This window comes from Actinosynnema sp. NPDC023658 (genome assembly GCF_040639995.1).
Taxonomy (GTDB): Bacteria; Actinomycetota; Actinomycetes; order Mycobacteriales; family Pseudonocardiaceae; genus Actinosynnema.
Map to the genome: position 1 here is coordinate 1 of NZ_JBFAAX010000188.1, position 10515 is coordinate 10515.

General features: G+C 71.9%; 12 protein-coding genes. 4 read left to right on the forward strand and 8 right to left on the reverse strand.

Annotation, left to right across the window (positions count from 1 at the left end; translation table 11 throughout):
* Positions 1-147 precede the first annotated feature (147 nt).
* Positions 148-843, forward strand: a complete 696-nt coding sequence (locus AB0G02_RS19940; protein ID WP_360796386.1) for a TIGR03089 family protein — start codon at positions 148-150, stop codon at positions 841-843.
* Between the two features lie 147 nt (positions 844-990).
* Positions 991-2061 (forward strand): VanZ family protein, encoded by a 1071-nt coding sequence (locus AB0G02_RS19945; protein WP_360796389.1) that lies wholly within the window; start codon positions 991-993, stop codon positions 2059-2061.
* 18 nt (positions 2062-2079) lie between these two features.
* On the opposite strand, the gene AB0G02_RS19950 is transcribed toward AB0G02_RS19945, so the two are convergent.
* From AB0G02_RS19950 to AB0G02_RS19980, 7 genes are all read right to left on the reverse strand, one after another.
* The gene (locus tag AB0G02_RS19950; RefSeq protein WP_360796392.1) at positions 2080-2406 is read right to left on the reverse strand and encodes a hypothetical protein; all 327 of its coding nucleotides are present in this window, start codon (positions 2404-2406) and stop codon (positions 2080-2082) included.
* 208 nt (positions 2407-2614) lie between these two features.
* A complete protein-coding gene (locus AB0G02_RS19955; protein WP_360796395.1) occupies positions 2615-3778 on the reverse strand; it encodes an acyl-CoA dehydrogenase in 1164 nt (387 codons plus the stop codon).
* A 52-nt stretch (positions 3779-3830) separates the two neighbouring features.
* Positions 3831-4352 carry a 5-(carboxyamino)imidazole ribonucleotide mutase gene (gene purE / locus AB0G02_RS19960; protein ID WP_360796397.1) on the reverse strand — a complete coding sequence of 174 codons (522 nt, stop codon included), beginning with the start codon at positions 4350-4352 and terminating at the stop codon, positions 3831-3833.
* A complete protein-coding gene (locus AB0G02_RS19965; RefSeq protein WP_360796400.1) occupies positions 4349-5536 on the reverse strand; it encodes a 5-(carboxyamino)imidazole ribonucleotide synthase in 1188 nt (395 codons plus the stop codon). Before AB0G02_RS19965 ends, purE begins: the two co-directional genes overlap by 4 nt.
* A gap of 145 nt (positions 5537-5681) precedes the next feature.
* Positions 5682-6674 carry a hypothetical protein gene (locus AB0G02_RS19970; RefSeq protein ID WP_360796403.1) on the reverse strand — a complete coding sequence of 331 codons (993 nt, stop codon included), beginning with the start codon at positions 6672-6674 and terminating at the stop codon, positions 5682-5684.
* Positions 6671-7558, reverse strand: coding sequence for an ABC transporter ATP-binding protein (locus tag AB0G02_RS19975; protein ID WP_360796406.1), 888 nt, complete (start codon positions 7556-7558; stop codon positions 6671-6673). The genes AB0G02_RS19970 and AB0G02_RS19975 overlap by 4 nt, the downstream gene beginning before the upstream one ends.
* On the reverse strand, positions 7555-7968 hold the full coding sequence (locus AB0G02_RS19980) for a GntR family transcriptional regulator (RefSeq protein WP_360796409.1): 414 nt from the start codon (positions 7966-7968) through the stop codon (positions 7555-7557). Before AB0G02_RS19980 ends, AB0G02_RS19975 begins: the two co-directional genes overlap by 4 nt.
* Before the next feature lie 245 nt (positions 7969-8213).
* Between AB0G02_RS19980 and AB0G02_RS19985 the strand changes: the two genes are divergently transcribed.
* Positions 8214-8699, forward strand: coding sequence for a ricin-type beta-trefoil lectin domain protein (locus AB0G02_RS19985; protein WP_360796411.1), 486 nt, complete (start codon positions 8214-8216; stop codon positions 8697-8699).
* Positions 8700-8812: 113 nt separating this feature from the next.
* Here the strand turns inward: AB0G02_RS19985 and AB0G02_RS19990 are convergent, their stop codons facing one another.
* On the reverse strand, positions 8813-9628 hold the full coding sequence (locus AB0G02_RS19990; RefSeq protein WP_360796413.1) for a GGDEF domain-containing protein: 816 nt from the start codon (positions 9626-9628) through the stop codon (positions 8813-8815).
* A gap of 157 nt (positions 9629-9785) precedes the next feature.
* Here AB0G02_RS19990 and AB0G02_RS19995 point away from each other — a divergent pair.
* Positions 9786-10515: sigma-70 family RNA polymerase sigma factor (locus tag AB0G02_RS19995; protein WP_360796416.1), on the forward strand; the 730-nt coding region annotated here is incomplete at its 3' end.

Here is a 10515-nt window from a genome sequence, read left to right on the forward strand (position 1 = left end):
CCCTGAGTTCAACGCTCACGGCGAACGGTGTTAGCCGCGAGCGTTGAACTCAGGGGTGACGAACGTAGGACTCTCGGCGCGTGAACGTAGGACTCTCGCGGTCGGGGTGGGGGGCGAGGTCGGCGCGGAACGTGGCAAGGTTGGCGCATGACCGTCACGGATGCCCTGTTCGCGCCCCTGTTCGCGGCGAACCCCGGCCGGCCCCTCATCACGCACTACGACGACGCGGCGGGCACGCGGGTGGAGCTGTCGCGGGCCACCGTCCGGAACTGGGCGGCCAAGACGGCGAACTGGCTGCGCGACGAGCACGACGTCGAGCCGGGTGACCCGGTGGCCGTGCTGCTGCCGGCGCACTGGCAGACGGCCGGCGTGCTGCTGGGCGCGTGGTGGTGCGGCGCGGCGGTGACGAACGACCCGGCGGGCGCGAAGGTGGCGGTCGTCGCACCCGGCGGCGAGGCGCCCGGAGCAGCGGTGACGGCCGTGGCCTCGTTGCACCCCATGGGTTTGGGCAGCGGCGCGGCAGTGGACTACAACGACGACGTGCGCCTGTTCGGTGACGACTTCATGCCGTGGGAACCGGTTCCCGGCGCCACGCCCGCGCTACTTCGCTCCACTGTGGACGAAGTGGTGGAGGAGGCGCACCAGCGGGCGACGACGTTGGGCATCACGTCGACGTCCCGCGTCCTGTCCACTGTGGAGTGGGCCATGCCGGACGGGCTGCTGAACGGTTTCCTGGCCGTGCTCGCGGGTGGCGGCTCGCTGGTGCAGTGCAGCAACGCCGCGCCGGACCTGCTGGCCACCCGTCGCGCCGGCGAGCAGACGACCCTGGACCTGGTCGGCTGAGCCCCCCGCACGACGAGCGGCTCGTCCCGCCGGACCGACCGCGCGTCCATTCGGCGGCAACGACCACCGATCGGGTTTGAGCACGACGCGTTGGGGTTAATGAGCGGGATGACCTTCATCGCGTGACCGTGAACCGGATCGGTGGCCATGCTCAGCTCGTACCTGGAGTCAGTCCGAACTGGCTTCGCCGCGTTCGTGGGCGTCGGTGCGCTCGTGCTGCTGCCGCTGATCGCCCTGCACTACTACCGGTTCGGCCGGGTCGAGCCCCGTCGTGCCGTGGTGCTGTACGGGCTGCTGGCGTACGGGCTGGTGGCGTTGGCGCTGATCTTCCTGCCGTTCCCCTCGGGGCCGGTGGACTGCGACGCCCGGATGCTGTCCACCACGCCGTTCCAGTGGGTCACGGACATGCGCAACAACCTGGCCTACCAGGGGCGGTCGGGTCCGCAGGCGATGGTGACGTCGACCGCGTTCATCCAGCAGGCGTTCAACGTGGCGCTGTTCGTGCCGCTGGGCGTGGTGCTGCGCAAGGCCTACGGCCGCGGTCCGCTGGCGGTGCTCGCGATCGGCCTCGGCGTCTCGCTCGCGGTGGAGGTCGTGCAGTACTCCGGCAACCTGGGCTTCTACCCGTGCCCGTACCGCATCGCGGACGTGGACGACCTGATCTCCAACACCGCCGGCTCCCTGCTGGGCTGGATGATCGCGCCGGTAGCGCTGGTCGTCCCGGCCGTGCCGCACCCGGACGCGTCGACCGCATCACCCGACTCGGTGACCGTCCCCCGCCGCCTGATGGGCCTGGCGGTGGACGTGATCATCCTGATCGTGGTCACCCACCTGATCTTCGACGACAACCGCTGGTGGGTGCTCGGCCTCGCCGTGGCGCTCCGCGTCGTCCTGCCGTCCGCGTCCGGCCGCACGCCCGGTGGGTGGCTCCTGCGGTACGAACGCCGCGACGCGGACGGCAGCCGGGTCAACCCGCTGCGGATCGCCCTGCGCGAAGCCCTGGGCGTCACCGGCCTGATCGCCTACGCCGCCCTGGCTCCGACCTCGTGGTGGTTCGCCGTGGACGTGTGCGTCCTCGCGTTCGTCGTCCTCGGCGCCTTCGTGGTCCCGGCCTTCCGCCGGGACCAACGAGGCTGGCCGGACCTGATCGCGGGCACGCGCGCAATTCCCACGGCGAACCACCCCGATTCCGCGGCGATTTCACCCGTGCCGCGGTAGTGGATCAGGAAATGTCGATCAGAAGCAGGTGCCGGTGTACGCCAGGGCCGAGGCCAGCATGAAACCGTGGCCCAGGTAGGTGTTGTACTGGTCGTAGAGGTTGCCCTCGTACCAGACGCCGGACGGGCTGGGCACGTTGAACTTGTCACCGGTGATCGAGTACGCGATGACCGCGCCGCCGGGGCTGTTGCGCAGCGTCGAGTTGCCGGTCACCACGTACTGGCGGGTGCACTGGATGCCGATCTCGCCGCTGGTGGTCGCGGGCGCGGCCACGGCCGCACCGCTCGACACCGCGAACCCGACACCCAGCGCGAGCGCGACGGCAGCGGTCCTGATGCTTTTCATGAGCCCTGCTTCCATTCGGCGATTTCCGGGGTTCGATCCGTCGAACCGGGACGCAACGCTAGGGGCCGGAAACACCGGGCACACTCGGCCATCGGAGTAGAGAGCCGCTACTCGCGGTCATAACGCCGTGAAAACCTTGCGGCTTTCCGTAGACGCGCCGAGGGCGGCCCGATCAACAAGATCAGGCCGCCCTCGGGGTCGATTCGGTTCAGCCCTTGAGCAGGGAACGCGACATCACGACGCGCTGGATCTGGTTCGTGCCCTCGTAGATCTGGGTGATCTTCGCGTCGCGCATCATGCGCTCCACCGGGAAGTCGCGGGTGTAGCCGGCGCCGCCGAACAGCTGCACGGCGTCCGTCGTCACCTCCATGGCGACGTCCGAGGCGAAGCACTTGGCCGCCGCGGTGATGAAGCCGATGTTCGGCTCGCCCCTCTCGGCCTTCGCCGCGGCCACGTAGACCATGTGCCGGGCGGCTTCGACCTTCATCGCCATGTCGGCCAGCATGAACTGGACGCCCTGGAACTCGGAGATCGACTTGCCGAACTGCTTGCGGTCCTTGACGTAGGCGATGGCGGCTTCCAGGGCACCCTGCGCGATTCCCACGGCCTGCGCGCCGATGGTCGGGCGCGTGTGGTCGAGGGTGCGCAACGCCGTCTTCAGGCCGGTGCCCGGCTCACCGATGATGCGGTCCGCCGGGATCGTGCAGTCCTCGAAGTGGATCTCCCGCGTGGGCGAGCCCTTGATGCCGAGCTTGCGCTCCTTCGTCCCCACGACGAAGCCCGGGTCGTCCTTGTGCACGACGAACGCCGAGATGCCCTGCGACTTCTTCGGCGCGTCGGGGTCGCTCACGGCCATCACGGTGTACCAGGTGGACTCACCGGCGTTGGTGATCCAGCACTTGGTGCCGTTCAGCACCCAGTGGTCGCCGTCGAGCCTGGCCCGCGTGCGCATGGACGCGGTGTCGGAACCGGCCTCGCGCTCGGACAGCGCGTACGACGCCATGGCCTCGCCGGAGGCGATGGACGGCAGCACCTGCTGCTTCAGCGACTCCGACGCCGACAGCAGGATCGGCATCGTGCCCAGCTTGTTCACCGCCGGGATGAGGGACGACGACGCGCAGACGCGCGCCACCTCCTCGATCACGATGCACGTCGCCACCGAGTCCGCGCCCTGGCCGTCGTAGGCCTCGGGCACGTGCACAGCCGCGAAACCGGACTTGACCAGCGCGTTCAACGCCTCGACCGGGAAGCGCTCCTGCTCGTCCACGTCCGCCGCGTGCGGCGCGATCTCCTTGTCGGCCAGCGACCGGACCGCCTCGCGCAGCGCCTCGTGCTCCTCGGCGAGCTGGTAGGTACCGAAGCTCGGGTCCACGTTGAGTTACCTCCCGGTAGGGCGTCCTCCCTGGATGTTAGCGCGCGTTCACTTACTTGTCCGCTGTGCCGTCCGCAACAGGTCCGAGGGCCACCGCGCGCAGCGCTGCGTCCTTCTCCAGCACGAGGTCGGCCAGCGACGACTGGAACTCCGCCATCCGCTTCTGCAGCTCCGGGTCGGACGCCGCCAGCACCCGCACGGCCAGCAGACCGGCGTTGCGCGCGCCGCCCACCGACACCGCAGCCACCGGCACGCCGGCCGGCATCTGGACGATCGAGAGCAGGGAGTCCATCCCGTCGAGGTACTTCAGCGGCACCGGCACGCCGATCACCGGCAGCACGGTGGCCGACGCCACCATGCCGGGCAGGTGCGCCGCGCCACCGGCGCCCGCGATGATCACCCGCACCCCTCGGGACGCGGCCGTCGCGGCGTAGTCCAGCATCCGCTGCGGCGTGCGGTGGGCCGAGTACACGCCGACCTCGTAGGGGACGTCGAACTCCGCCAGCGCCTCGGCCGCGGCCTTCATCACCGGCCAGTCCGAGTCGCTGCCCATGATCACGCCGACCTGCGTCACTGCTGCCCTCCGTGGATGTCGTACCCGTCCAGCCACACGCCGTCGGACAACCAGTGGGCGGCGAGCCGGGCCCGCTGCCGCACGTCGTCCATCCGCTCACCGAGCAGCGTCACGTGACCGATCTTGCGCCCCGGTCGCTCCGTCTTGCCGTACAGGTGCACGTGCGCGTCGGGGAACCGGGCGAACAGGTGGTGCAGCCGCTCGTCCGGCCCCATCTCGGGCGGCGAGGACGCGCCCAGGACGTTGGCCATGACGACGGCGGGCGCGACGAGGTCCGTCGCGCCGAGCGGGTAGTCCAGCACGGCCCTCAGGTGCTGCTCGAACTGCGAGGTCCGGGCGCCTTCGATGGTCCAGTGACCGGAGTTGTGCGGGCGCATGGCCAGCTCGTTGACGACCAGACCGTCCTCGGTGTCGAACAGCTCCACCGCGAGCAGCCCGACGACGCCCAGCTCGTCGGCGATCCGCAGCGCCAGCTCCTGCGCCTGCTCGGCGGGCGCGTCCGGGGCCGGGGCCAGCACCTCGACGCAGATGCCCTCCTGCTGCACGGTCTGCACCAGCGGCCACGACGCGCCCTGGCCGAACGGCGAGCGCGCCACCAGCGCGGACAGCTCGCGGCGCATCGGCACGCACTGCTCGACCATCAACGGCGTGCCGGCGGCGAGCAGCTCGGGGACGACCCGCTGCGCGCTCTGCGGCGTGTTGAGCATCCAGACGCCACGGCCGTCGTAGCCGCCGCGCACGGCCTTCAGCACGCACGGCCACCCGTGCTCGGCGCCGAACCGGAGCACGTCCGCCGCGTCCTCCACGGCGGTGAACGGCGGCACCGGCGCACCCATCTCGGCCAGCCGCACGCGCATGACCAGCTTGTCCTGCGCGTGCACCAGGGCGTCGGGGCCCGGGAACACCTTGACGCCGTCGGCCACCAGCGCGTGCAGGTGCTCCTGCGGCACGTGCTCGTGGTCGAACGTCACGACGTCGCACGACTTGGCGAACGCGCGCAACGCGTCCAGGTCGGTGTGCCTGCCCAGCTCCACGTCGCGCGCGACGAGGGCGGCGGGGTCGGAGTCCGACTCGGCGAGCACCCGCAGCGACTGGCCGAGCGGGATCGCGGCCTGGTGCGTCATGCGGGCGAGCTGGCCGCCGCCGATCATGCCGACGACGGGGAGACGGGTTCGGGAGTCCACGGGTCCGTGATTCTACCTGCACAAACAGGATGCTCCGGACCGGCCTCGACACAGGCGTGACGGAAGTCCCGCGCGCCTGCCGGGCGCGCGGAACCCCCTCGGCGGGCCGCCGCGGTGCGAAGGCGGGCGCCCGGTCCCGGAACCGTCAGACCCGATGCGCGCGCCGCACCCGCGCGAAGGCCAGCGCGAACAGGGCCGCGGCGAGCACGGCGAAGATCGCGAACTCGAACCACTGGAACGGCACGAGCCGGTCCGCCGGGTGGTAGTCGCTGATGAACCGGACACCGTGCTCGTCCAGGCACCGCGCGTAGTCCGTCCTCGAAGGGGCGCTCTCGCACCCGGTCGGGAAAGGCGTCTCGTTGCCCGCCACGTCGGCGTAACCCCGGTCGATCACCCAGGAGCCGTCGGAGCCCGTGTGCAGGCTCCAGTAAGCGGCGTACTCGTCGTACGGCCCCACCCGGTGCAGCGGCACCAGGAAGTACGGCCGCCACACCCGCGCCACGAGGAAGCGCACCACGAGGAACACGACGAGGGTGACCCCCATCGCGGGCACCGTGCGCCGGGTGATCGCGCTGCACGCCACGCCGAGCGCGAAGCCGAACAGCGCGTACCCGACCTGCACCTGCGGCGCCGCCTCGAACGGCTGGCTGTCGAACGGTTGGAACCGCGGGTAGGCCGTGTCCGCCGCGTTGAGGCTGTTCATCAGCTTGACCAGCGCCAGGCCGAGCCCGGCGGCCAGCGCCGAGGCGACCGCGCCGAGCAGCACCACCTTGCCCGCCAGCCAGCGCAGGGCGGTGAGGTCCTGGCTCCACACCACCAGGTGCGTGCGCTGCTCGTACTCGCGCGACAGCAGGGGCGCGGCCCAGAACAGCGCGATGACCAGGCCCAACACCATCGGCACCAGCGCCAGTTGCTGCGCGACGCCGACGTAGCCGAACCGGCCGAGCAGCTCGTGCGTGTCACCGGTGGCGTCGACGTGCAGGGCCATGCCGAGCGACAGCGCGACGGTGCCGACGACGGCGACGGCCGTGCCCAGGACCACCCAGCGGTGCTGCCGCCAGGTCAGCCACGCCAGGTCGGCCCACCCGACGCGGACGCGCCGCGCGGTCACCGGCGCGGAGGTCGTGGTGGCGGTCATGCGCCCGCTCCCTTCCGTTCGGCATCCCCTCGGGTGGCTTCGAGCTGCCCGAGCACGTAGTCCTCCAGCGTCACCGGGCGCTCGACCCAGCGGCCCGCCACCGCCGGTCGCGGCTGCCCCTCGGGGAGCCGGACCAGGAACGTCGACTGGTTGTCGTGGTGCCGGGCCAGGACGACCTCGCCCAGCGCGGGCGGGGTGTCCGAGCGCGGTCCGGTGTAGCTGACGTGCCCGGCCAGCAGCTCGTCCAGGTCGCCGCCCGCCAGCAGCCGGCCGTGCGCGAGCAGCAGCAGGTGGTCCGCGACGCCGGCCAGCTCCGCCACGACGTGCGTGGACAGCAGCACCGTCATGCCGGTCCGCGCGACCTCGCCCAGCAGCTCGGCGGTCACCTCGCGGCGGGCCAGCGGGTCGAGGTTGGCCAGCGGCTCGTCCAGCATCAGCACGTCCGGCCGCGAGCCGACGGCCAGCGCGAACGCCACCTGCGCCTGCTGCCCGCCGGACAACCTGCCGCACGCCTCGTCCAGCGGTACCTCGAAGCGCGCCAGCCAGCGGAGGGCACGCGCCTGGTCCCACACGACGTTCAGCCGCGCGCCCAGGCGCAGCACCTCGGTCGCGGTGAAGTGCCGGTAGGCCGGCTTCTCCTGCGACACGAACGCCACCCGGCCCACCGCGCGCGCCGACCCCTCATCGGCGTCGAGGAGTCCGGCCAGGACGGTCATCAACGTCGTCTTGCCGGCGCCGTTCGCGCCGACCAGCGCCGCGACCCGGCCCGCGGGCAGGTCGAACGCGCACCCCCGCAACGCCCACTTGGCCCGGTACCGCTTGCCCAACGCCTTCGCGCTCACCGCGACGGCGGTGCGCTCCACGTGCTCGACCCCGGTGCTCAACGGACCGCCACCCCCTCCCCCGCTGTCGTCTGATCCCCGTCCCCGCCGGTGAGGACCGACCGCACCAGCGCGTCGATGTCCTCGCCGTCCAGCCCGGCCTCCCGCGCCGCGCGGACCCACTCGGCCAGCCGCCCCCTGAGCTCCGCCATCACCTCCGGCTCGGTCGAGCCGAGGCCGGCCTTGACGAACGTGCCCGAGCCCTGACGTGCCTCCACCAGGCCGGACAGCTCCAGCTCCCGGTAGGCCTTGAGCACCGTGTTCGCGTTCACACCACTCCTCGCGACGACATCGCGCACGGTCGGCAGCCGGTCTCCCGGCTCCAACCAGCCCAGGCGCAGCGCCTCACGCACCTGGCGCACGAGCTGGAGGTACGCGGGGAGGCCGCTGGACCGGTCGATGCGGAACTCCACCGAGGCCTCCAGATTGTTCTACTCAACTAAGACACTGCAACACCGTGCGGCAACGGCCGGGCGATGTCAAGACGTGAACAGGGGGACGGCGTGGCGAGGACGTGGCCGGTACGTGACGGGGCACGACGCCCACCCCGACCCGGCCGTGTCGATTGATGCCCCTTTAGGCGTTTTCGCCGCACGCCCGGCCCGATCCGCGCTTCTACTCGACGGTGCACGCGAACACCGCACCGGAAGGAAAGCGAATGGCATTCGGACGAATCCTCGCCGCCGTCGTCGTGGCCGGCTCGGCGCTGCTCGTCGCACCGACCTCCAACGCCGACGAGGTCGACGCCCAGCAGGACGAGTGGGTCCTCGAGAGCGTCACCCGGCCGGGAGACGTGTGGGACCAGACCAACTGGGCGTGGGACCCCCAGTTCCCGATCATCCCGCACCCGTACCACGGCGAGGCCAACCAGCGGTGGTACATCAACAGTGACGACAACACCATCCAGGACAAGAAGTACGGCTGGTGCGCCACCGCGATCGACGACAAGCTCGCCGGGCGCCCGTGCAACGGCTCCCCGCAGCAGCGGTGGGTGGGCACGTCCCCCGACGGCTACCACTCCTGGCTGTTCGAGTCGGACAACACGGGCCGTTGCGTCACGCACAACGGCGTCTACAAGGAACTGATCCTGACGCCGTGCGAGTCCGACCGGACCGACCAGCGCTGGATCATCTCCAAGCGGTAGCCCGCAGGCCCTGTCGGAAGGGCGGAGCCCGGTGCACCGGGGAGGCGGGCACCGGGCTCCTGGGGGGAAGGGGACAGTGCGGACGCCGGACAGGGGGTGCGGCGTCCGGGGTCTCAGTGCTCCGATCGCCCGAGACGGGCGATCAACGCCGCCGCGTCCTCGCAGGTCGGGGGTAGTTCTTCGAGCCGGACACCCACCGGACCGGTCGGCGCGACGTGCGGGTCGACGGCAAGCCTGTCCGCCGTGAGCACCCGCAGGTTGGCCACGGCCCGCGCCAGGTGCCGGTCGCGGCGCAGCAGCACGCACGCCACCGAAGGCCCGATCGAGGCCACCGTCTCGCCCGCGTCGAACACCTCCCGCAACGCGTCGGCCAACAAGGTCATCGCCACCACGCGCGACCAGCCGGACGTCCTGCTCAGGTCGAGCGACACCAGCACCAGCACGTGCTCCTGGCGGCCCAGCGCCCGTGCCTCCGCGTACACCTCGCGCAACCTCGTGCGCAGGTACGCCGGCGTGGCCAGGCCGCTCAGCGGGTCGTCCGCCGAGCAGCTCGCCGCCTGCCGGCTCATCACGTCACCCCAGCCCAGCGCGGTGGACCGCAGCATCCGCGCCGGGATCGCGTCCACGTCCGCCGGCACGACACCGGTCGACCCCGGCGGCTGCGCGAGCACCGCGTGCAGCGCCGCGAGGTCGAGCAGCGTCTCGGCCAGCCCCGCGCCCGCCTCGGCCCGCGCCCCGCCCAGCCGGTACAGCTCGCGGCAGGGGTCGCCCTCGCCCAGCACGGCGCGGCACACGTCGTCCACCTCCGCGAGCGCCCAGTCGGCCGGGAACGCCCAGCCCGCCGCGATCGTGGCGGTCCGCCACCTCCACCGCAGCGCGCGCGACCCGTCAGCGCCCGAACGGCTTGTGACCGCTTCACGAACACCCACCCGGATGCCTCCTCGACGTCGGTTTCCGAACACGGGACGTCGCCGCGACTCATCCATGACGGCACTTGCCCCACCCGGTCGAGCGGTTTGAGGTGACGGTGTGCGATCCGGTGCGTCAGACTGGCGCCGCGCGGGAGCGCAGGGGAGGGAAAAACACGTGGCGACCGTTCCTGCCGACGTCCGGGGACCGAGTGACGCGGAGCTGATCGACTCCGTGCGCGGCGGGGCGATCGACGCCTACGGGCAGCTCTACGAGCGCCACGTGGCCGCCGCCTACAACCTGGCCCGGCAGCTGGCCCGCTCGTCCGCAGAGGCCGACGACCTGGTCTCGGACGCCTTCGCGAAGGTGCTGGACGCGCTGCGCGCGGGCCGCGGGCCCGACTCGGCGTTCCGGGCCTACCTGCTCACCGCCCTGCGCCACACCGCCTACGACAAGACGCGGCGGGACAAGAAGGTCGAGCTGGCCGACGACGTGGCCGAGGTCGCGCCCGAGGCGACGAGCGTGCCGTTCTCCGACACCGCGGTGGCCGGGCTGGAGCGGTCGCTGGCGGCCAAGGCGTTCGCCCGGCTGCCCGAGCGCTGGCAGACCGTGCTGTGGCACACCGAGATCGAGGGCCAGTCGCCCGCCGAGGTCGCGCCGCTGCTCGGCCTGACCGCCAACGGCGTGTCCGCGCTGGCCTACCGCGCCCGCGAGGGCCTCAAGCAGGCCTACCTCCAGGTCCACCTGGCCGAGATCCAGGCCGAGCGGTGCCGCGCGACGGCCGACCGGCTCGGCGCGTGGACCCGCGGCGGGCCCAGCGTGGCGTTGGACAGGTCGAGCGCGATGTCGGCCCAGAACAGCTCGGGCCGGTCCGGCCGCAGGTGGGAGGCGAGCAGCGCGGTCGCGG

What these genes read in the sequence shown, in the direction of transcription:
- AB0G02_RS19945 (WP_360796389.1), top strand. Translation starts at nt 991, where the DNA reads ATGCTCAGCTCGTACCTGGAGTCAGTCCGAACTGGCTTCGCCGCGTTC.
- AB0G02_RS19940 (WP_360796386.1), top strand. Translation starts at nt 148, where the DNA reads ATGACCGTCACGGATGCCCTGTTCGCGCCCCTGTTCGCGGCGAACCCC.
- AB0G02_RS19970 (WP_360796403.1), bottom strand. Translation starts at nt 6,674, where the DNA reads ATGACCGCCACCACGACCTCCGCGCCGGTGACCGCGCGGCGCGTCCGC.
- AB0G02_RS19950 (WP_360796392.1), bottom strand. Translation starts at nt 2,406, where the DNA reads ATGAAAAGCATCAGGACCGCTGCCGTCGCGCTCGCGCTGGGTGTCGGG.
- AB0G02_RS19985 (WP_360796411.1), top strand. Translation starts at nt 8,214, where the DNA reads ATGGCATTCGGACGAATCCTCGCCGCCGTCGTCGTGGCCGGCTCGGCG.